The sequence below is a fragment of the Microbispora bryophytorum genome (assembly GCF_043197435.1).
Lineage (GTDB): Bacteria > Actinomycetota > Actinomycetes > Streptosporangiales > Streptosporangiaceae > Microbispora > Microbispora bryophytorum.
The window spans coordinates 139,367-160,527 of record NZ_JBICTF010000013.1 but is presented as its reverse complement, the minus strand read 5'-3'; the positions used below and the strand labels follow the sequence as shown (position 1 = coordinate 160,527).

At 71.0% G+C, this 21,161-nt stretch carries 21 protein-coding genes; 12 read left to right on the top strand and 9 right to left on the bottom strand.

All coding sequences use genetic code 11. The features are described from left to right. The 6 genes from ACGFIB_RS33640 to ACGFIB_RS33615 all read left to right on the top strand — a co-directional run. The coding region (locus ACGFIB_RS33640; RefSeq protein ID WP_393377257.1) for a transposase at positions 1–541 on the top strand (541 nt) is incomplete at its 5' end. 246 nt (positions 542–787) lie between these two features. Next, the gene (locus ACGFIB_RS33635) at positions 788–1,150 is read left to right on the top strand and encodes an MFS transporter (protein ID WP_357267141.1); all 363 of its coding nucleotides are present in this window, start codon (positions 788–790) and stop codon (positions 1,148–1,150) included. A gap of 55 nt (positions 1,151–1,205) precedes the next feature. Continuing rightward, positions 1,206–1,487, top strand: a complete 282-nt coding sequence (locus ACGFIB_RS33630; protein ID WP_357252391.1) for a metal-sensitive transcriptional regulator — start codon at positions 1,206–1,208, stop codon at positions 1,485–1,487. Between the two features lie 25 nt (positions 1,488–1,512). Continuing rightward, on the top strand, positions 1,513–1,725 hold the full coding sequence (locus ACGFIB_RS33625) for a heavy-metal-associated domain-containing protein (protein ID WP_142575839.1): 213 nt from the start codon (positions 1,513–1,515) through the stop codon (positions 1,723–1,725). Beyond that, positions 1,722–2,663 (top strand): hypothetical protein, encoded by a 942-nt coding sequence (locus ACGFIB_RS33620; protein WP_393377255.1) that lies wholly within the window; start codon positions 1,722–1,724, stop codon positions 2,661–2,663. Before ACGFIB_RS33625 ends, ACGFIB_RS33620 begins: the two co-directional genes overlap by 4 nt. 29 nt (positions 2,664–2,692) lie before the next feature. Then, on the top strand, positions 2,693–4,930 hold the full coding sequence (locus tag ACGFIB_RS33615; RefSeq protein WP_393377252.1) for a heavy metal translocating P-type ATPase: 2,238 nt from the start codon (positions 2,693–2,695) through the stop codon (positions 4,928–4,930). 14 nt (positions 4,931–4,944) lie between these two features. On the opposite strand, the gene ACGFIB_RS33610 is transcribed toward ACGFIB_RS33615, so the two are convergent. From ACGFIB_RS33610 to ACGFIB_RS33590, 5 genes are all read right to left on the bottom strand, one after another. Next, on the bottom strand, positions 4,945–5,745 hold the full coding sequence (locus tag ACGFIB_RS33610; RefSeq protein ID WP_393377249.1) for a crotonase/enoyl-CoA hydratase family protein: 801 nt from the start codon (positions 5,743–5,745) through the stop codon (positions 4,945–4,947). 181 nt (positions 5,746–5,926) lie between these two features. Continuing rightward, complete coding sequence (locus ACGFIB_RS33605; protein ID WP_357267149.1) at positions 5,927–6,388, bottom strand: cupin domain-containing protein; 462 nt, start codon at positions 6,386–6,388, stop codon at positions 5,927–5,929. Between the two features lie 100 nt (positions 6,389–6,488). Beyond that, positions 6,489–7,103, bottom strand: coding sequence for a trimeric intracellular cation channel family protein (locus tag ACGFIB_RS33600; protein WP_142575844.1), 615 nt, complete (start codon positions 7,101–7,103; stop codon positions 6,489–6,491). A 290-nt stretch (positions 7,104–7,393) separates the two neighbouring features. Beyond that, a complete protein-coding gene (gene gap / locus ACGFIB_RS33595) occupies positions 7,394–8,392 on the bottom strand; it encodes a type I glyceraldehyde-3-phosphate dehydrogenase (RefSeq protein ID WP_393377246.1) in 999 nt (332 codons plus the stop codon). 154 nt (positions 8,393–8,546) lie between these two features. Continuing rightward, positions 8,547–9,494 (bottom strand): GlxA family transcriptional regulator, encoded by a 948-nt coding sequence (locus tag ACGFIB_RS33590; protein WP_142575846.1) that lies wholly within the window; start codon positions 9,492–9,494, stop codon positions 8,547–8,549. A 397-nt stretch (positions 9,495–9,891) separates the two neighbouring features. Between ACGFIB_RS33590 and ACGFIB_RS33585 the strand changes: the two genes are divergently transcribed. From ACGFIB_RS33585 to ACGFIB_RS33575, 3 genes are all read left to right on the top strand, one after another. Further along, a complete protein-coding gene (locus tag ACGFIB_RS33585) occupies positions 9,892–11,100 on the top strand; it encodes an LLM class flavin-dependent oxidoreductase (RefSeq protein ID WP_357252412.1) in 1,209 nt (402 codons plus the stop codon). A gap of 74 nt (positions 11,101–11,174) precedes the next feature. Next, entirely contained in the window at positions 11,175–12,413 is a 1,239-nt protein-coding gene (locus tag ACGFIB_RS33580; protein WP_393377244.1) for an MsnO8 family LLM class oxidoreductase, read from the top strand. A gap of 275 nt (positions 12,414–12,688) precedes the next feature. Continuing rightward, the gene (locus ACGFIB_RS33575) at positions 12,689–13,618 is read left to right on the top strand and encodes a hypothetical protein (protein ID WP_357267155.1); all 930 of its coding nucleotides are present in this window, start codon (positions 12,689–12,691) and stop codon (positions 13,616–13,618) included. Between the two features lie 320 nt (positions 13,619–13,938). Here ACGFIB_RS33575 and ACGFIB_RS33570 read toward each other — a convergent pair whose 3' ends face one another. The 4 genes from ACGFIB_RS33570 to ACGFIB_RS33555 form a co-directional block, all read right to left on the bottom strand. Beyond that, positions 13,939–14,526: a TetR/AcrR family transcriptional regulator gene (locus ACGFIB_RS33570; RefSeq protein ID WP_393377242.1), complete on the bottom strand. Its 588-nt coding sequence runs from the start codon at positions 14,524–14,526 to the stop codon at positions 13,939–13,941. Between the two features lie 264 nt (positions 14,527–14,790). Beyond that, a complete protein-coding gene (locus ACGFIB_RS33565) occupies positions 14,791–15,990 on the bottom strand; it encodes an LLM class flavin-dependent oxidoreductase (RefSeq protein WP_393377239.1) in 1,200 nt (399 codons plus the stop codon). Then, positions 15,987–17,339: an NtaA/DmoA family FMN-dependent monooxygenase gene (locus ACGFIB_RS33560; protein ID WP_393377237.1), complete on the bottom strand. Its 1,353-nt coding sequence runs from the start codon at positions 17,337–17,339 to the stop codon at positions 15,987–15,989. Before ACGFIB_RS33560 ends, ACGFIB_RS33565 begins: the two co-directional genes overlap by 4 nt. 91 nt (positions 17,340–17,430) lie before the next feature. Further along, positions 17,431–18,129 carry a GNAT family N-acetyltransferase gene (locus tag ACGFIB_RS33555; protein ID WP_357267163.1) on the bottom strand — a complete coding sequence of 233 codons (699 nt, stop codon included), beginning with the start codon at positions 18,127–18,129 and terminating at the stop codon, positions 17,431–17,433. A 326-nt stretch (positions 18,130–18,455) separates the two neighbouring features. Here ACGFIB_RS33555 and ACGFIB_RS33550 point away from each other — a divergent pair, with 326 nt between their 5' ends. From ACGFIB_RS33550 to ACGFIB_RS33540, 3 genes are read left to right on the top strand one after another with little or no spacing between them, the layout of a single operon-like run. After that, positions 18,456–19,412 (top strand): amino acid ABC transporter permease, encoded by a 957-nt coding sequence (locus tag ACGFIB_RS33550; RefSeq protein ID WP_357252428.1) that lies wholly within the window; start codon positions 18,456–18,458, stop codon positions 19,410–19,412. Further along, a complete protein-coding gene (locus ACGFIB_RS33545) occupies positions 19,409–20,173 on the top strand; it encodes an amino acid ABC transporter ATP-binding protein (RefSeq protein ID WP_357252431.1) in 765 nt (254 codons plus the stop codon). The genes ACGFIB_RS33550 and ACGFIB_RS33545 overlap by 4 nt, the downstream gene beginning before the upstream one ends. A gap of 18 nt (positions 20,174–20,191) precedes the next feature. After that, complete coding sequence (locus ACGFIB_RS33540; RefSeq protein ID WP_393377233.1) at positions 20,192–21,157, top strand: ABC transporter substrate-binding protein; 966 nt, start codon at positions 20,192–20,194, stop codon at positions 21,155–21,157. The last annotated feature ends 4 nt before the right edge of the window (positions 21,158–21,161 follow it).

Below are 21,161 nucleotides of genomic sequence, written 5' to 3'. Positions count from 1 at the left end.
CAAAGGCGCGGTCACCGCCCACCACGCCACCGATGAACCCGACCCGGTCACCTACTCGGGCAGAGGTCGCCCGCCCCGGCCGCACCGCTACCCGAACAGGCCGATCAGCCTGCGCGAGCACGTGCTGGCCGCCGGACGGCAGACGGCGATCACCGTGACCTGGCGCACCGGCTCCAAAGGAGCCATGACCTCCCAATTCGTCATCCTGCCCGTTCGCGTCGCCGGACGTCGGCCCCACCCGGCAGGTGACGGCACACTGCCCGTCAATGTCCTGATCGCGCAATGGCCCGCCGGCGAGACCGAGCCGATCAAGTACTGGCTGACCGACCTGCCCGCCGACACCCCGCCCGCCACGCTGATCGCCCTGGCAAAGATCCGCTGGCGGATCGAGCACGACTACCGCGAGCTGAAGACCGGCCTGGGCCTGGACCACTTCGAGGGCCGCTCCTGGATCGGCTGGCACCGCCACGTCACCTTGGTCACCGCCGCTCATTTGTTCTGCACCGAACTGCGCTTACACGACCCAAAAGCCGCGGCCTGACCCTCTACACGATCCTCAAAGAACTCCAGCTGCTTCTGGCTACCTGGACCGGCCGCTGTCCGACATGCTCACAGCGACCACCCTGATCACCTAACAAAGCACTACTAGCGGATCGACCCCCGAAGAAGGCGGTGGGCGTGCACTGGCATGCACGCCCACCTGCGGGGCCGGTCCGATTCGGCATCACACCCAACCCTCCAGCGCATCCTCCCATCGCCAGCGGATGTGAAGAACAGGAGTGCGGCAATGAACGCCGTCAATCCGCGCAGGTGGCAGGCGCTGATCGTGCTCGCCGCGGCGCAGTTCATGGTCATCATGGACACCTCGATCATCGGTGTCGCCTTACCCGACATGCAGCGCGACCTGGGTTTCTCCCCGGACGCGCTGCAGTGGGTCTTCAACGCCTACGTCATCGCCTTCGGCGGCCTGCTGTTGCTCGGAGGTCGTCTGTCCGACCTGTTCGGCGCCCGGAGGATCTTCACCGTCGTTGCTGCTCATGCGCAAACGCGCGTCGTCGGCGCCCGTCGCCGCGGACGCCCAGGCAGCGCAGGTCCAGGTCACTCCGAGCGGGCCCATCCCCGGGTAAGACGGGCCCGCGAAATACCCTAGGGGGGTAAGGTGTTAGATACAGAGAGGACGGAACTCAGCAGAGCAGGGCGGGGAGATGGCCGGATACACGGGGACCAAGGAAGACCACCTCAGGCGGCTGCGCCGGATCGAGGGGCAGGTCCGCGGACTGCAGCGGATGGTCGACGAGGACAAGTACTGCATCGACATCCTCACACAGGTCTCGGCCGCCAACAGAGCGCTCCAGGCGTTCGCCCTGCAACTGCTGGGCGAGCACATGGCGCACTGCGTGGCCGAGGCCGTCGCCAAGGGCGGCACCGAAGCCGACGTAAAGATCAAGGAAGCCTCCGAGGCCGTCGCCCGTCTCGTCCGTTCCTGATCGGCTATCACAAAGGAGAAGCGTCATGACCACCGCCACCTACACCGTCACCGGTATGACCTGCGGACACTGCGTCAGCTCGGTGAAGGAGGAGATCGGCGAGGTCCCCGGCGTCACCGGCGTCGAGGTGGATCTCGCCACCGGGATCGTCACCGTCGAAAGCGACAGCCCCCTCGACACGGCCACGATCAGGGCCGCCGTCGAGGAGGCTGGATATGAAGTGGTGGACAAGCAATGAACACACCGGCCCGCCTGGGCACATATGTCCTCGGTCTCGCCGTGGTCTTCGCAGGGGCGTTCGGCGTCGGCGGCGCCGTGGGCGCGACCGGACGGGCGCCCGCGAACAACAGCCATGGAGATCACGCGACCCCTCCACCGGCCGCGCGGAAGACGGAACACGTGCCGGGAGGACTCCAGGTGTCCCAGAGTGGCTACACCCTCACCCCGCAGACCACGATCGTCACCCCCGGGACTCAGACCGAGTTCCGGTTCACCGTGGACGGCCCCGACGGCCGCCCGGTGACCGCCTACGAGACCCAGCACGACAAGAAGCTGCACCTCATCGTGGTCAGCCGGGATGGAGTCGTCTTCCGGCACCTGCACCCCGAGCTGTCGGGCGACGGGATCTGGTCGGTGCCGCTGACGCTGCCCGACGCCGGCGCCTATCGGGTGTTCGCCGACTTCGTCCCCCAGGGCGGGGAAGGCCTGACCCTCGGCGCGGACCTGTACGCTCCCGGCGACTACGCACCCCGGGCCCTGCCGGCGCCCAGCCGTACGGCTACGGTCGAGGGATACACCGTCCGGCTCGACGGCACCCTCACACCGGGTGCGGCGAGCAGGCTCACCGCCGAGATCACCAGGGACGGCAAGCCCGTGACCGACCTGCAGCCCTACCTCGGGGCGTACGGACATCTGGTCGCGCTGCGCGTGGGCGACCTCGCCTACCTGCATGTGCACCCCGACGGCGCTCCGGGTGACGGCGTCACCCCCGCAGGCCCCGGCATCACCTTCTACGCCGAGGTTCCCAGCCCCGGCGACTACCGGCTCTTCCTCGACTTCCAGCACGACGGAACCGTGCACACCGCCGCCTTCACCGTACGGGCGGAGAGACCCTCAGGGGCAGTCCCCACCGCCACGGCGGACCACGGATCCGAACACGCCCACTCCGGCCACTGACAGCGAGTATGACGCGGAAAGGAGGAGCGATGGCCTCCATAACCGGTGACCGGCCGTCCGGCGCGGTCGAGCTTTCGATAGGCGGCATGACCTGCGCGTCGTGCGCCAACCGGATCGAGCGCAAGCTCAACAAGCTGGACGGTGTCACGGCCACGGTGAACTACGCCACGGAGAAGGCCAAGGTCACCTTCCCCGCTGATGTGGATCCACTCCTGCTGGTGGCGGAGGTGGAGAAGGCCGGCTACACGGCCAGGCTGCCCGAGCCGCCCGCACCCGAGCAGGCGGCTGAGGAACCGGGAGACGAGCTCGCTCCCCTGCGGACCCGCCTGCTGGTGTCGGTGGTGCTCGCGGTGCCGGTGATCGCGCTGGCGATGATCCCCGCCCTGCAGTTCACCTACTGGCAGTGGCTGTCGCTGACGCTCGCCGCCCCCGTCGTGGTCTACGGCGGCCTGCCGTTCCACAAGGCCGCCTGGACCAACCTGCGACACGGCGCCGCCACCATGGACACCCTCGTCTCGCTCGGCACGATCGCCGCGCTGGGCTGGTCGCTGTGGGCGCTGTTCCTGGGTGATGCGGGCGTGCCCGGGATGACCCACGGGTTCGACCTGACCATCACCCGCAGCGACGGCTCGGGCAACATCTATCTGGAGGCCGCCGCCGGGGTGACCGCGTTCATCCTCGCCGGACGCTACTTCGAGGCGAGGTCCAAGCGGCGGGCTGGAGCGGCGCTACGCGCCCTGCTTGAAATGGGCGCCAAGGATGTGGCGGTGCTGCGCGACGGCCGCGAGGTGCGCATCCCCGTCGACGAGCTGAAGGCCGGAGACCACTTCGTCGTACGGCCCGGCGAGAAGATCGCCACGGACGGCATCGTCGAGGAAGGCGCCTCGGCCGTCGACGCCTCGATGCTCACCGGCGAGTCGGTCCCGGTCGAGGTCCGGCCGGGCGATTCGGTCACCGGGGCGACGGTCAACGCCGGCGGGCGGCTGGTCGTGCGAGCCACCCGGGTCGGCTCCGACACCCAGCTCGCCCAGATGGCCCGTCTGGTGGAAGACGCCCAGACCGGTAAGGCGCAGGTGCAGCGCCTGGCCGACCGCATCTCCGGGATCTTCGTCCCGATCGTCATCGCCCTGGCCGTGGCGACCCTGGGCTACTGGCTCGGCACCGGCGAAGGGGCCGGGGCGGCCTTCACCGCCGCGGTCGCCGTGCTGATCATCGCCTGCCCGTGCGCGCTGGGCCTGGCCACGCCGACCGCGCTGCTGGTCGGCACCGGCCGGGGCGCCCAGCTCGGCATCCTGATCAAGGGCCCGGAGGTGCTGGAGTCGACCCGCGCGATCGACACGATCGTGCTGGACAAGACCGGCACCGTCACCGAAGGAAGGATGACCCTCGTCGAGGTCCACCTGGCCGACGGGCAGGACCGTGACGAGGTGCTCCGCCTGGCCGGGGCCCTGGAACACGCCTCCGAACACCCCATCGCCCAGGCCGTCGCCCGGGGCGCCGCCGAACGCGTCGGCGACCTGCCTGCCCCGGAGGACTTCGCCAACGTCGAGGGCCTGGGGGTGCAGGGCATCGTGGACGGCCACGCCGTGCTGGTCGGCCGGCCCCGCCTGCTGGAGGACTGGTCCCAGCACCTGCCCGCCGGCCTCGCGCGGGCGCTGGAGCAGGCGCAGGCCGCCGGCCGTACGGCGGTGGCGGTCGGCTGGGACGGCCAGGCCCGCGCGGTGCTGGTGGTGGCCGACGTCGTCAAGCCCACCAGCGCCCAGGCCATCGCCGATCTGCGGGCGCTGGGGTTGACGCCGGTGCTGCTGACCGGTGACAACCGGGCGGTCGCCCAGGCGGTCGCCGCCCAGGTGGGCATCGATGAGGTGATCGCCGACGTGCTGCCGGCCGGCAAGGTCGATGTGGTCAAGCGGTTGCAGGCCGACGGCAAGACCGTGGCGATGGTCGGCGACGGGGTCAACGACGCCGCGGCGCTGGCCCAGGCCGATCTCGGGCTGGCCATGGGCACGGGCACCGACGTGGCGATCGAGGCGGCCGATCTGACGCTGGTGCGGGGTGATCTGCGGGTGGCGGCCGACGCGATCCGGCTGTCGCGGCGCACGCTGCGCACGATCAAGGGCAACCTGTTCTGGGCGTTCGCCTACAACGTCGCGGCCCTGCCGCTGGCCGCCGCGGGACTGCTCAACCCCATGATCGCCGGAGCGGCGATGGCCTTCTCCAGCGTCTTCGTCGTCAGCAACAGCCTCAGACTGCGCCGCTTCCGTTAGGTCGACCGCCGCGCCTACGCCGGCTCCGGGCCGGAGGGATGAGCGGGAAAGACCCCGTGGCGGCCGGCGCCGGCGGCGAAGCGGGCGGCGCCGGCCACGCCCTCGCGCTCCACGATCGGAACGCCCGCCGCCCCCTCGGCGCGCAACGCCTCGGCCAGGGGCAGGTCCAGCGCGGCGTAGGTGGAGGCCCGGTCGGTCAGGACGCATTCGAAGGGGAACGCCGCGATCTGCCCGGCCAGCTCACGGGCCGCCTCGACCGCCCGGCCCGGCTCGACGACCCGGTTGGCCAAGCCGATCGCGAGGGCTTCGTCGGCCCCCACCGGGCGGCCGGTGAGGATCAGGTCGAGGGCGCGGCCCAGGCCGACGATCCGCGGCAGCCGGACCGTGCCGCCGTCGATGAGCGGCACCCCCCAGCGACGGCAGAACACCCCGAGCACCGCGTCGGACTCGACGACCCGCAGGTCGGCCAGCAGCGCCAGCTCAAGGCCACCCGCGACCGCGTATCCGCCGATCGCGGCGATCAGCGGCTTGCCCAGTCGCATCCGGGTCGGCCCCATCGGACCGCTGCCGCCTCCCTCGGGATCCAGTTCGTTGCGCCGCTCGGGGTCCCCGGCCGCGGTCAGATCGGCGCCCGCGCAGAAGGTGCCGCCGCTGCCGGCCAGGATCGCCACCCGCTGGTCCTGGTCGGCCTCGAACTCCGCGAACGCCGCCCGCAGTTCCCCGGCCATGACCCGGTCGACAGCGTTGCGCCGGTCGGGCCGGTCCATCCAGATCGTGGTGATCGGTCCCTCGACCTCCACCCGCACGTCACCCATCGCTACTCCCGTCCCGTCACGGCCTGCGCGGCCCAGCAGTGGAAACGAGACCACGGTAGAACGCCTGACGGGAGCTCAGGGCTGGCGCAGCGGGTGTGGGGGGCGGACACCGTCGAGCGCGGGCAGACGTCGTCGACGAGGGCGACCGAGGAGAGGACAGCGCCCTGTGGTCAGGCCGACGTCAGGCCGACGTCCGGACCGGGCCGGTCCACTTGAGCTCGGGCAGGTTGACCACGATCGCCTCCTGGGAGCTCCGCGCGATGACGACGACGGCCTCCAGGTCGGGGTCGGGGTTCTCCTCTCGATGCGGCACGAACGGCGGCACGAATATGTAGTCGCCCGGTTTCGTATCGATGCGCACCTCGTGCGGCTCGTCGGCGTCGACGTCGAGGAACACGAACGACGGTGTGCCGCTGACCACGTAGATCGCGGTCTCGGAGTCACCGTGGTGGTGGTTGGCGGAGACGGTCGCCGGCGCCACCTGGGTCTGGCCCATCCACAGCCGTGTCGCACCGACGGTGGCGCCGCTGATGGCGGCCTGGCGTCGCATGCCGCCCGTCTGCGCCGTGTCGGATGTCAGGCCGGCCGGTGCCACGTGGTGCAGCCTCCGGTGGAACGGATCCTCGGGAAGGATGATGCTCACCGTCTGTCCTCCTATGTCGGCAGGCGCCCCTGCATGCACTCGGGGCACGGGCGTGGCGCCGGTCGTCTTCCGTTGCCGCCGTCGCCCCCGCCCGAGCCGCTCACTCCCTCTCGCCGACGCCCCTGGCCAGGGGCGCACGCCAGCGGTACCGCATGGCGAGCATACGGAACGCGAAGGCGAGCACCGCCGAGGACAGAGTGGCGACGAACCCCTGCACCCCCAGCGTGAACAGCAGGGCCATCGACGCCGAGCCGAGCATCGCCGGCACGGCGTAGAGCTCCCGGTCGTAGAGCAGGGTCGGTCTCTCGCCGGACAGGACGTCTCTGATGACGCCGCCGCCGACCGCCGTGCAGACCCCGAGGAACACGGCGTGCATCGGCGCGAGGCCGTAGTGCAGCGCCTTGGAGGTCCCGACGGCGCAGAACAGGCCGAGGCCCGCCGCGTCGAAGACCAGCACCCCGGGCATCGCCCGCTCGACCTGGGGATGCCAGAAGAACGCGATGACGGCGGCCACGATCGGCACGAGGAGATATGCCGTGTCCCGCAGCGCGGCGGGCTGCACACCGATGAACAGGTCGCGCACGATGCCGCCGCCGACGGCCGTGAAGAACGCGAGCACCGCGATGCCGACCGCGTCGAGCCGTTTGCGTACGCCCGCCAGCGCGCCGGACAGGGCGAATACGAAGGTTCCGGCGAGGTCGAGCACGGGGGTCACAAGTGCACAGTCTCCCACAAACCGGGCGAATCACTGCGTCAAGATCAGAAAGCCGAGGACCCGAGGCGCCCGCCGGGAAGGCCGGAACCCGTGCGGGCGGCGACCGCGCCGCTGACGAGCGCGGCGGACACGGAGATGCCGCTCCGCGCGATCCCCGGGGGCCGGCCCCGATCCTGCCGCGGTTCTGCCGCGGTCCGGTTCCGGAACCGGTTCTGCTGTGGTCCGGCCCCGGTTCTGCCGCGGTTCTGCCGTTGTCCGGCCCTGGTCGGGCGTGCGCGTTCCGACGAAGCTCAGTCGCGGGCGAGCAGCTCCAGCGTGTCGACGACACGGTTGGAGAAACCCCACTCGTTGTCGTACCAGGCCACCACCTTGACGTGCCTGCCCTCGACGCGGGTGAGGGCGGCGTCGAAGATCGCCGACGCCGGCTGGCCGGTGATGTCGCTGGAGACCAGCGGCTCGTCGGCGTACTCGAGGATGCCCTTGAGCCTGCCGTCCGCGGCGGCACGGTAGGCCGCGAGCACCTCGTCGCGGGTGACCTCGCGGGAGACGGCCGTGTTCAGCTCGACGATCGACCCCACCGGGACCGGCACGCGGATCGAGTCGCCCGACAGCTTGCCGTCGAGGTTCGGCAGCACCAGGCCGATGGCCTTGGCGGCCCCCGTGGTGGTGGGCACGATGTTGACGCCGGCCGCGCGGGCGCGGCGCAGGTCGCGGTGCGGGCCGTCCTGCAGGTTCTGCTCCTGCGTGTAGGCGTGCACCGTGGTCATGAAGCCGTGCTCGATGCCGGCCAGGTCGTCCAGCACGGACGCCAGCGGAGCCAGCGCGTTCGTGGTGCACGAGGCGTTCGAGACGATCACGTGCCGGGCGGGGTCGTAGACCTCGGTGTTCACGCCGTAGGCGAGCGTGACGTCGGCGCCGTCGGAGGGGGCGCTCACCAGCACGCGCCTGGCGCCCGCGTCGATGTGCGCGCGAGCGGCACGCGCCGCGGTGAAGCGGCCGGTGGCCTCCAGCACGATGTCGACGCCGAGCTCGGCCCACGGCAGCTTGGCGGGCTCGCGTTCGGCGAGCACCGTGATGCGACGGCCGTCGACAACGAGGTCGGTGCCGTCGACCTCGACGGAGCGGCCGAGGCGGCCGAGCGCGCTGTCGTACCTGAGCAGGTGCGCGAGGGTCTCCGGGGCGGTGAGGTCGTTGACGGCGACCACTTCGAGGTCGCTGTCACGTTCGAGCAGAGCGCGGAGGGTGTTGCGTCCGATGCGGCCGAATCCGTTGACGGCGATGCGAGTCATGGGCGTTCCTTTCGTTCGCGCTCCATGATCGGCTTTCGGATGCCGGGCCGACAGTGGCCTGAACGACAGCGCACGCAAGGATCCAGCCAGAAGTTTCGCCACCGATCGCAAGGATCTCGCCATGTCCTCCCCGCGCGCGCCAGGGCCGCGAGCCTCAGGCCGAGAAGGTGTGGCGATACTCGGTGGGAGAGGTGCCGAGGATGCGCTGGAAGTGCAGGCGCAGGTTGGCGCCGGTGCCGAGCCCCACCCGGTCGGCGATCTGCTCCACGCCCAGGTCGGTGCGTTCGAGCAGCTCGCGTGCCAGGTCCACGCGCGCCCTGAGCACCCACTGCATCGGCGTGTAGCCGGTGTCCTCCGCGAACCGCCGGGAGAAGGTGCGCGCCGACACCCGCGCGTGGCGGGCGAGGGTCTCCAGGGTCAGCCGTTCGGACAGGTGCGCCAGGGCCCACTCGCGGGTGTTCGCGAACAGGTCGCCGAGCGGCTCGGGGACGCTGCGGGGAACGTACTGCGCCTGACCCCCGCTGCGATAGGGCGCGGCCACCAGCCGTCTCGCCACATGGTTGGACAGCCCGACGCCGTGGTCGCGCCGCACCAGGTGCAGGCACAGGTCGATGCCGGACGCCGCGCCCGCCGACGTCAGCACGTCGCCCTCGTCCACGAACAGCACGTTCTCGTCCACCCGAACGAGCGGGTGCTTGCCGGCGAGGGCCTTTGTGTAGTGCCAGTGGGTCGTCGCCCGCTTTCCGTCGAGCAGGCCCGTCGCCGCCAGCGCGAACGCCCCCGTCGAGATGGCCGCGAGCCGGGTTCCGCGCTCGTGGGCGGTCATGAGCGCGCCGACGACCGCGACCGGTGGTTCCGTGGTCGCCGGCTCCCGATAGCCGGGGATGAACACGGTGTCGGCCTGCTCCAAGGCGCCGAGGCCCTCGGCCACGTGATAGGAGAGGCCGTCGCCGCCGGTCACCAGTCCGGGCGCGGCGCCGCAGACCCGCACCTCGTACGGCATGCTCGGCCGGTTGGAGAACACCTGCGCGGGGATGCCGACGTCGAGCGGCTTCGCGCCCTCCAGCACGAGCACGGCGATGCGGTGGTTCTTCCGGCTCATCGGCCTCCTCCGGCTCTCCCTCGGTCCGGCGGCCATCCCTCACGCCGTGACCGCCACGGCACCTGTCGCAAGCATCCTGCCATCGGCCCGCATCCTGACGTCAGACAGGCGTGGTCAGGCAGCCGTGGCCGGGCAGGCGTGACGTCAGACTGGCGCGGCGGCAGGACGTGGAGACGGCCAGACGTGGAGAGGCCAGACGTGGCGACGGGGCGGGGACGGCGGGGCGCGGTGGCGGGTGTCGTGGCGTGGTAGGTGGCGTGGTGGGCGTGACGGGGCGTGGTGGGCGTGACGGGGCGTGGTGACGGGCGGATTTCTTCGCGGCCGTTGACATAGCCTGCTTTTCCTACATAGTTAGTGGGTAAAGCGTAAAGCCCCTCTTCGAGAGGTATGCGACCACGTGAAATTCCTCGCCATCACCCTCATCGCGCACGGGCCCGACCCGCTGACCGGCGAGACCAGGTCCACCACCGAGCGGTTCCGCGACGTGGTGGACACCGCCGTACTCGCCGAGGAGCTGGGCTTCGACGGCTTCGGAGTGGGGGAGCGGCACGAGCGGCCCTTCATCTCCTCCTCGCCGCCGGTCGTGCTCAGCCACATCGCCGCCCGGACCTCCCGCATCCGGCTGTTCACCGCCGTCACCACGCTCAGCCTGCTCGACCCGGTACGGGCGTACGAGGACTACGCGACGCTCGACCACCTGTCGGGCGGACGCCTTGAGTTGATCATCGGCAAGGGGAACGGGTCGGCCCAGGCGCGGCTCTTCCACGTCACATCGGAGGACCAGTGGGACCGCAACCGGGAGGCGTACGAACTGTTCCGCAGGCTCTGGCGGGAGGACAGGGTCACCTGGGAGGGCCGGTTCCGGCCGTCCCTCACCGACGCGGAGACGTGGCCGCGCCCGTTGCAGCGGCCGATCCGGGTCTGGCACGGCAGCGCCACCAGCAAGGAGTCGGTCGACCTGGCCGCCCGCTACGGTGACCCGCTGTTCTCGGCGAACGTCACCAACCCCATCGAGCCGTACGCCGAGCTGGTCGACCACTACCGCGAACGGTGGGCGCACCACGGGCACGACCCCGCCGACGCGCTGGTGGGCGCGGGCAGCGCCGGCTTCTACGCGGCGCGCACCTCGCAGGAGGCGATCGCGACCTACCGCCCGATCTACGACGCCCGCGTCGCGCTGTTCCGCCGATCGGGCGTGGAACCGGTCTTCCACTCGCTGGAGGACGCCGTCGAGCGCGGCTCGATCCTCGTCGGCAGCCCCCAGCAGATCATCGACAAGGTTCTCCGCTACCACGAGCGGCTGGGCCACGAGGTCATGCACATCAGCGCGGACGCCGACGGTCTGACCCGGGCGCAGCACCGGGAGGCGCTGGAGCTGTTCCAAGGCGACATCGCCCCCGTCCTGCGCGCGGAGATCCCGAGCCGGCCGTTCCCCGCCGTGCCGGTGGTTCCGCAGAGCGCCGGCGCGACCCGGCAGGAAGGCGCCGTTACCCGCAGGAGCACCGTGACTCATCAGAACACCGCCGTGACCAACCAGAGCGCCGTGACCAACCAGAGCGCCGGGACCCGTCAGAGCACCGTCACGAGCACCGGAGCCCCGGCATGAGCGTCCCCGAGCCGACAGCACAGTCCACAGCGCAGCCAGTGAGCACAGCGCAGCCAGTGAGCACAGCGCAGCCAGTGAGCACAGCGCGGCCGGTCAGGCGGCCGGTTCCCCTGTCGATCCTCGACCTGTCCCCGATCCCGTCCGGCAGCGGAGCGGGAGACGCGTTGCGCAACAGCATCGACCTCGCGCGCCACGCGGAGCGTCTCGGGTACCTCCGCTACTGGGTGGCCGAGCACCACTTCGCGGCCGGTGTCGCGAGCTCGGCCCCGGCGGTGCTCATCGGCCTCATCGCGGCCGCGACGAACCACATCAGGGTGGGTTCGGGCGCGGTGCAGCTCGGCCACCAGACGCCTGTCGCGGTGGTCGAGCAGTTCGGCCTCGTCGACGCGCTCCACCCCGGCCGGATCGACCTCGGGCTCGGCCGTTCCGGGCAGCGCAGGGCGGAGATCGTGGCTGAGGCTCCCCAGGCTCCTCAATCCGCGCAGGCGCCCCAAGCCGCGCAGGTTCCTCACGCCGCGCGGGCTCCGCAGGCCGCCCGGGCCGCGGCGCCCAGCGAGTCCCGCGTGGTGGACGGGCTGCTGATCCCGCCCGCGTTCTCCTTCGCCGAGCTGGCCCGCTCTCCGCAGCTCGCCCTCCAGGCCGCGCTGCTGCAGCAGCCGGGCGCGCGCACCCCCGACTTCGCCGAGCAGGTCGACGAGGTCGTCGCCTTCTTGGAGGGCACCTACCGGTCGCCCGACGGGATCGCGGCGCACGCCGTGCCGGGTAAGGGCGCCGAGGTGGAGCTGTGGATCCTCGGCAGCAGCGGCGGACAGAGCGCGAAGGTGGCGGGGGAGCGCGGGCTTCCGTTCGCCGCCAACTATCACGTCAGCCCGGCGTCGGTGCTGGAGGCCGTGGAGGCCTACCGCGAGGCGTTCACCCCCTCCAAGGTGCTGTCCGAGCCGTACGTCGTCGTCTCCGCGGACGTGGTCGTGGCCGAGGACGACGCGACGGCCAGGGAGCTGGCCAAACCGTACGGCCTCTGGGTGCGCGCCATCCGTACGGGCCAGGGGGCGATCCCCTACCCGACGCCGGGTGAGGCGGACGCGCATGTCTGGAGCGAGGCGGACAGGGAACTGGTGGCCGACCGCGTGGACACCCAGTTCGCGGGTTCGCCGGAGACGGTCGCGGAGCGGCTGCGCGTGCTCCAGCGGGTCACGGGTGCCGACGAGTTACTGGTCACCACCATCACACACGGGCACGCCGACCGCGTTCGCTCGTACGAGCTGCTCGCCGAGGCGTGGCATGGAAGACGCACGCCAGGGGCGGGGTCGTGACCGTCTCCGGCGTCCGCGCGGCGCGGTCCGGCCCGCCCGCTGCGCAGGCCGGGGCGTTCCACGCGGGCACGGCAGGAGGAGCCGGCGCCGTACGGCGCTGGATTGCAACCAGAGCTGCAACCAGAAAAAATCATGACGCGCGCGGATGCAATAGCCTCTCCGTTCGATCATCCTGGAGCCGAGTGCCCCAACGGAGGCATGACTTTGCCGGCATCGGCTCGCCCAGGCTTGTCATCCTCAGGGCACCCACGTGAGCCTGGGACCGGAGGCGGCTTGTGACGAGGCAGACAGCGGCCGAGCACGACGATGAGGTCGCGGCGCCGGAGGGCGGGCGTTTCCTCTACTCGATATGCCGGTGGACCACCGCGGTGATCCTGCTGCAGTACGGCTTCGCCAAGCTCTTCGGTTCCCAGTTCACCGTGCTCGACTCCGAGCTCGACAAGCCGATGGGCGCGGTGAGTGGATTCTGGCTGACCTGGTACTACTTCGGTTACTCACCGCTCTTCGGCAACCTGATCGCGCTTTTGCAGATCGGCTTGGGCATAGCGTTGGCGTTCCGTCGCACCACGCTGCTTGGTGCCGCGGGCGCCGCACCGTTGCTCGCCGGGATCACCGTGCTCAACGTCTCCTACAGGATCGCCCTCGACGCCCTGCTCGTCGCCCTGGTCGGGGCCGGCTGCGCGGGCTATCTGTTGTGGAAGCACCATCGTGAACTGCTTGCGGTGTTCTGGAACGACCAGAATCGGATCGCGCCCCGTCCGCGACGCATACGCCCTCGGTGGGCACACGCTGTGCTCGTGACGCTCCTGCTCGCGGTTCCGGCTTCGTGCTCGTACTACGTCGCCAACTACAACAACCGGTCGCCCACTCCGCTCGACGGCACATGGAACGTGACGGCGGGCACCTTCCAGCCCCCTGGGCTGCCCGGTCCGGCCGAGCGCGTCTACTTCGAGCACAACCGCGCCTACCAGGTCGTCCTGCGTAGCGGACAGACATGGCAGACCCACCACTTCGAGGTTGATCCGGCCACCGCCACGATCAGGATCTGGCAGACGTGGCTCTACAAGGGCGAACAGCTGCTGTCCGGCCGGTACGACCTCACCGATGACCGGCTGGTGGTCACCGCCACGGATCTGACCTCCGGACGATCGTTGCTCTGGGAACTGCGCCGTATGCCTCCCGAGCAGCTCCGCCGCGGCCCGTAATCGGTGGCGTGACTCCGGGGGACCGAACCATGGCCCCGCGGTTGATCGGCACGAATACCCGTAGCCCTCCGGCGACAGCGCGCTGTGCGAGATTCGAACCTGCGACCGTCGGATCAGAAGTGGATCACCGCTTCTTGCTGCGAGACCACGCTGACCTGTGGATGGCTCTCAGGTAGTTGAGGCGCGGAAAAGAGCACGCCAGCGCGCGAAGGAGACACTCGGCGTGGTCGGCGAGCCGGGGTCGGGCAAGACGACGCTCGCGCGGCTGGCCCTCGGGCGGCCAGCGGCAGCGCGTGGCCATCGCCCGCGCGCGGCGAGGGTCAGTCTTCGGGGATCGTGATGCCCTCCAGCACCAGCCGCAGGAATCGCGGGCTGCTGTCTCTGCCGGAGGCGGCCTGCTCGCGCACCCAGGCCGCGCCGCTGAGGAGGTCGAACAGCTCCTCGGGCGTGAGGTCGGGCCGCACCCTGCCGGCCGCCTGGGCGGCGCGCAGCAGGTCGGTGCCGCCGCGGCGCATCGCGGCGCACATGGCGTGGGAGGGGGTGCCCTCGTCGTACATGCTCCGGGCGAGGATGCCGACCAGGCCGCGGAAGGTGCTGAAGTGCACGACGGCCTCGCGCATCCACTCGATCAGCGAGTCGAGCGGATCCGGTCCGCCGGCCAGCCGTTCGGCGTGCGCGACGAGGCTCTCCAGGCCGTCGCGGGTGGCGGCCTCCACGAGTGAGGCCCGGGTGGGGAAGTGCCGATACAGGGTGCCGATGGCGACGCCCGCCTGGCTCGCGACGTCCTCCAGCGAGGTGTCGGCGCCCGAGGTCTCGAACGCCTTGCGCGCCGCGGCGAGGATGGCGTCGTAGTTGCGCCGGCCGTCCGCGCGCTTCGGGCGCTGGGCGATGTAGGGCTTCGCGTCCATCGGTACCTCCCGCTTAACTTCCTGAGGCTACCTCATCTTGAATCTTGACCATCAACCTGAGGAGTCCTCAGGAAATTCCGTCGCCTGACCTGAGGAGGCCTCTCGGCATCTGGCGGACCGTGGAACTCCGCGGTTCGTCGGAGTCGCCGCCCTGCTCGTCGTGGCCGCCTCCTGGTATCGCCCCCGGGCGCGGGCCTGACGGGGGCCGTCCCGGTGATCCCGCGTGAGGGGCGAGCGGTCCGCGCCGGCTCGCCCCCCGCGGATTCATGCCGCGTAGCGGCTGGCGGGACGGGCCAGGCCGAGCCGTCCGCGCAGGTCCACCGTCTCGTACGCCGTCCGGAACGCGCCCGCGTTCTGCAGGGCGGGCACGAGACCCCTGGTGATCGCCACCAGGTCGTGAGGGAGCTGTCCCGGCCGGAGCCGGAATCCCTCCAGCCCCGCCTCCCGCCACTCCAGCAGCAGCCCGGCGAGCTCCTCGGGGGTGCCGGTGAAGACGTGGGCGTCCCAATCGAGTTCGGCGCTCTTGAGTTCGGCGCCGTCGAGGTCGTCCAGCCGGGCCTTCCGGCCGTACGCGTCGCGGGAGTCGAGGAAGACCACCAGGTCGGCGAAGATCCGCAACGGCGGCTCGGTGCGTCCGACGGCCGCCTCCGCCGCCCGGACGCTCTCGACGATCGCGGCGGCGTCCTCCCGGTCGCGTGGCGTGACGTACACGACGTCGCTAGACCGGGCCGCGAACTCGTACGACAGCGTGTCGTGGGCCAGGGAGGTGACCGGCGGCTGGCCCTGCGGGGAGCGCGGCGTGATCGAAGGACCCTTCACGCTGAACCACTCGCCGCGGAAGTCGATGTGGTGGAGCTTGTCGCGGTCGACGAACCGGCCGGTCGCGACGTCGCGGATCTCGGCGTCGTCCTCCCAGCTGTCCCACAGGCGGCGGACCACCTCGACCGCGTCGGCGGCCTCGGCGAACAGGCCCAGCACGTGCTCGCCGAAGACGGGATCCCGGTCGCCGGAGTAGTCCTGCGGCGGGAACGGCGGGCGGCGGCCGAAGTGTGCCACGTGGTCGGGGCGACCGGAGATCTGGGGCCGCCAGCCGGCCCTGCCGCGGCTGACGTGGTCGAGCGAGGCGATGCCGATCGCGACGTGGAAGGGCTCGGTGTGGGTCATGCCGGTGGTCGGCACGAGGCCGATCCGTGAGGTCAGCGGGGCGACGCGTGAGGCGATCAGCACCGCGTCGAGCCGCCCGCGCACCTGGTCGAGTCGCCCGTCGGGCTCGTTGAGGCGGGAGGACTGGAGCCCGAGCGCGTCTTCGAAGGTGACGAAGTCGAGCAGGCCGCGCTCGGCTTCCGCGACGAGTCCGGCCCAGTAGCCGGGGGTGAACAGGCGGTCGGGCCGCGCGCCTTCGGCCCGCCACGCGGCCGGGTGCCAGCCCGCGCCGTCCAGCGCGACGGCGAGATGCAGGGTCATGAGGTCTCCTCGATGCGGTCCTGGGTGCGGGGGGCGAGGCCGAGGTGGTCGCGGAGGGTGGGCCCGGTGTAGTCGGCCCGGAACACGCCCTTCTCCTGAAGCAGGGGGACGACCTTGTCGACCAGGTCGTCCAGCCCGCCGGGAGTCAGATGGGGCACGAAGATGAAGCCGTCGGCCGCGTCGGCCTGCACGAAGCGATCGATCTCGTCGGCGACCGACCGCGGGGTGCCGATGAAGGTCTGCGGCGCGGAGACCTCGATGGCGAGCTCCCGGATCGACAGGTTCTTCTCCTCGGCGAGGGCGCGCCACTTGGCCACCAGCTCGCCACGGTCTCGGCGGAACGCCGCGTGGCCCTTGGACACCCCCTCGTCGAGGTCCGGCTCGACGTCGGGCAGGGGGCCGTCCGGGTCGTATCCCGAAAGGTCGCGGCCCCACACGGCCTCCAGGAAATAGAGCGCCGTCTGCGGGCCGACCTGCGCGCGGCGGATCTCGACGGCCCGTTCCGCGGCCTCGGCCTCGGTGTCGCCGAGCACGTACGTCACCGCGGGAAGGATCTTCAGCTCCTCCGGCCGCCGGCCGTAGGAGGCGAGCCTGCGCTTGACGTCACGGTAGAAGGCGCGGCCCTCCTCCAGCTTGCTGTGCCTGCTGAAGATCACGTCAGCCGACGACGCGGCGAACTCACGGCCCTTGTCCGAGTCCCCGGCCTGGATGATCACGGGGTGGCCCTGCGGGCCCCGCGGCACGTTGAACAGTCCCGAAATGTCGAAGTGCCGTCCCCGGTGCCGGAAAGGGGTGACGCCGCCGGGCCGCAGGAACCGTCCCGCCTCCGGATCCGCGGCCACCGCGTCCGACGCCCACGAGTCCCACAACTCCCTGGCGGTCTGCAGGAACTCCTTGGCCCGGGTGTACCGGTCGGCCTCGGCCAGGAAGCCGCCCCGGCGGAAGTTCTCCCCGGTGAAGGCGTCGAAGCTGGTCACCACGTTCCACGCGGCCCGGCCGCCGCTCAGGTGGTCGAGCGTGGCCAGCCGCCGCGCCACCTCGTACGGTTCGTTGAAGGTGGAGTTCACCGTCGCGGCGAGCCCCAGGTGGGTGGTGACGGCGGCCAGGGCGGACAGGACCGTGAGCGACTCCGGGCGTCCCATGACGTCCAGGTCGTGGATGCGTCCCTTCGCCTCGCGCAGCCGCAGTCCTTCCGCCAGGAAGAAGAAGTCGAACTTCCCGCGTTCGGCCGTCTGGGCGAGGTGGCGGAACGAGTCGAAGTCGATCTGACTGCCCGACGCGGGGTCGGACCAGACCGTGGTGTTGTTCACGCCGGGGAAGTGCGCGGCGAGATGGATCTGCTTGGTCACGGGGGACTCCTGACGTCTCGGCCGGCGTGCAGCTAAACCAACTAATACAGTAGGTATATAGGGTTTTGCCGTCAATCAATCGGCCTCGTGCTCATGCGACCGGCACGTCGGCAGGCGCCCGGAGGGTGGCGAACGTGGTCCGCCGGCGGAGGCGGAAGCCGAGCTTCTCGTACACCCGGATCGCCGTGGTGTTGTTCGCGGCGGCGTGCAGGAACGGGGTCTCGCCGCGGGCGCGGATGGCGGCGGCGACGGCCGGCACCAGCCGTGACGCCAGCCCCTGGCGGCGGAAGGCCGGGTCGGTGCAGACCGCGCTGATCTCCGTCCAGCCGGGTGGGTGCAGCCGCTCCCCGGCCATCGCGACCAGCGCGCCGCCGCGGCGGATGCCCAGGTAGACGCCCATCTCGATGGTGCGCGGCCGGAACGGTCCCGGCTGCGCGCGTGCGACGAGGTCCAGCATCTCCGGCACGTCCGACGCCCGCAGGCGGACCGCCTCGTCGTCGGGCACGGGGACCACGTCGTCGCCGACCAGTTGCACGCCCCCGCCGTGCGCGACCACCTCCCACCCGTCCGGCGCCGCGGCGGCCTCGCCGGTGACCGGGACCGTCGCGCCGGGCCCCGCGAGCGCGGCGAGGTCGCTCCAGTCCGCCGGTCCGGGGTCGTCGGGCAGCGCGAAGAACGGCGAGACGTCATCCGGGTAGCGCAACGCGCTGCCGTGCCGTTCGGCGAAGCGCGCGTGCGGGCCGGTCAGCGACGCCCACACGGGATTGTCCAGGAGGTGCCGGTCGCTCATCGCGGCTCTCCTCGGGACGCGTCGTGGCCGGTGCTCACGCGCTCGCCTCCATGGTCATCTCGTCGCGGGGCGCGGCCGCCGGCGCCGCCAGATGCGGGGAACACGGATTCCTTCGGCATCGGGCCTCCTGTCACTCGTCCTCATCCGGGAGGCATCCTACGCAATTACCTACTAAACAAGTAGGTCTTGACGGTATTGCGTACCTGTGCCGAAGATGGAGGCACGTCGGACGTCCGCGATCAGCGCGGTCGCCGGGAGGGTTGATCCATGACTGCCGAGCTCTTCGCGCTCAATCACGACCACTCACCGCACGCCACGGAGGCACGATGACCGCGCCCGCCGTGCTGGAGGAGGCGGCGGCGGAGACCGCCGGCTCGCTGACCGTGCTCAAGGCGCGTCACCCGGGACGCTGGATCGCCGGCGCCGCGGTGGCGGTGCTGCTGGCGATGGCGGTCAACGCGCTGGTCACCAATCCGGCCTGGGACTGGCCGGTCGTCGGCGCATACCTGTTCCATCCCTCGGTGGTGCACGCGGTGCTGTTCACCGTGGAGCTGACCGCGCTCGGCATCGTGCTGGGTTTCCTGCTGGGCACCGCGCTCGCGCTGATGCGGCTGTCCCGCGTCCCGCTGCTCGCGTCGGCGGCCTGGGGCTACGTGTGGCTGTTCCGCTCGGTGCCGCTCATCCTGCAGCTGCTGTTCTGGTACAACCTCGCCGCCCTGTACAAGCAGATCTCGTTCGGGGTGCCGTTCGGGCCCGCGTTCTTCTCCGTCGACTCGATGGACCTGATCGGGCCGGTGACGGCCGCCGCGCTCGGCCTGGCGCTGCACCAGGCGGCGTACGCCGCGGAGATCGTCCGCGGAGGCCTCCTGTCGGTGGACCCGGGCCAGCTGGAGGCGGCTGCCGCGCTCGGCATCCCGCGGGCCAGGCAGATCTTCCGGATCCAGCTTCCTCAGGCCATGCGGTCGATCGTCCCGGCGGCGGGCAACGAGATCATCGGCCTGGTCAAGGGCACCTCGGTCGTTTACATCATGGCGTTGCCCGAGCTGTTCTACCAGGTTCAGGTGATCTACAACCGCAACGGCCGGGTGATCGCGATGCTGCTGGTGGCCGCGATCTGGTATCTCGTCCTCACCACGGTGCTGTCGGCCGCGCAGCACTACGTGGAACGCCGGTTCGGCCGGGGCCTCGCGCAGGCCCTGCCGCCCACGCCCCTGCAGCGGATGCGCGGGATCCTCGCCCTACGGCGGCCGACGCGGCGACCGGGCGGGGACGGGCGGCGATGAGCACACCCATGGTCGACGTGCGCGGCGTGCACAAGAGCTACGGCCCTCTGGAGGTCCTGCGCGGGGTGGACCTGCAGGTTCACCCCGGCGAGGTGACGGTGATCATCGGTCCGTCCGGGTCGGGCAAGTCGACGCTGCTGCGCAGCATCAACCACCTGGAGAAGATCGACCGCGGGTACGTCGCCATCGACGGCGAGTTCGTCGGCTACCGGCGGTCCGGAGACCGGCTGTACGAGCTGCGAGAACGCGACATCCTGCGCCGGCGCACCCAGATCGGCTTCGTCTTCCAGAACTTCAACCTGTTCCCCCATCTCACCGTCCGGGAGAACGTGACCGAGGCCCCGATCTCGGCGCAGGGCCGCCCACGCGGCCAGGCCGAGGCGCTGGCGACCGAGCTGCTGGCGCAGGTGGGCCTGTCCGACAAGGCCGAGGCCTATCCGCGGCAGCTGTCCGGGGGACAGCGGCAACGCGTCGCGATCGCCCGGGCCCTGGCCCTGCGGCCCAAGGTCGTGCTGTTCGACGAGCCCACCTCGGCGCTCGACCCCGAGCTGGTGGGCGAGGTGCTGGAAGTGATGAAGGCGCTCGCCCGCAACGGCACCACCATGATCGTCGTGACCCACGAGATCGGCTTCGCCCGCGAGGTCGCCGACACCGTGGTCTTCATGGACGCCGGTCAGATCGTGGAGCACGGACCGCCCCGGCAGGTGCTCGACCGGCCGAGGCACGACCGTACGCGCGCCTTCCTCAGCAAGGTGCTCTGAACCCTGAAGGACGATCGCATGTCACCATCCCGATCATCCGTGCTCGGCGTGTCCGCTCTGCTGCTGACGGCCGCCTGCGGCACGGCTCCCTACGACGGCGACGCGGCCGCTGCCGCGGCCCCGCCCGGCGTCTTGAAGATCAACACGAGTCCGGAGCAGAACCGGATCCGGGCCGCGAAGGTGGAGGCGATCGCCGCCGAGGTGCCCGCCGCGATCCGGGCCAAGGGGGAGTTCCTGATCGGCACCTCCACCTTCGAGCCACCACTGTCGTTCGTCGCCGACGACGACGTCACCCCGATCGGGGTGGAGGAGGACATCGCCTCACTCGTAGCCGACGTTCTCGGCCTGAAGGTGCGCATCGAGGCCACCTCGTGGGAGAACCTGTTCCTCGCGGTGCGGTCCGGCAAGTACACGGCCGGCTTCTCCAATATCACCGTCACCGAGGAGCGCAAGGACGTCTACGACTTCGCCACCTACCGGCTCGACCAGGTGGCATGGGAGGTGCCGAAGGACAGCACGATCACCGCGATCGCCGAGCCGGCCGACGTGGCCGGGCTCAGCGTGGCCGTGGGCTCCGGCACCAACCAGGAGAAGATCCTGCTGGGCTGGGACAGGCAGAACCGCGCCGCCGGGCGGAAACCCGCTCAGATCCAGTACTACAAGCAGGCGGCCGACACCTATCTGGCGCTCAGGTCCGGCCGGATCCAGGCGTACTTCGCACCCAACCCCACCTCCGCCTACCACGCCGCGGTGAGCGGAGACACGAAGATCGTCGGCACCTACTCCGGCGCCGGGCCCACGCTCCAGGGGCTCATCGCCGCGATGACGCGGAAGGGAAACGGCCTGGCCAAGCCGATCGCCGACGCCCTTAACGCCCTCATCGAGGACGGCACGTACGCCAAGGTCCTCGCCCGCTGGGGCCTGTCCGGCGAGGCCGTCCCCGAATCCGTGGTCAACCCGCCCGGCCTGCCCCGCGAGCAGTAGGCCA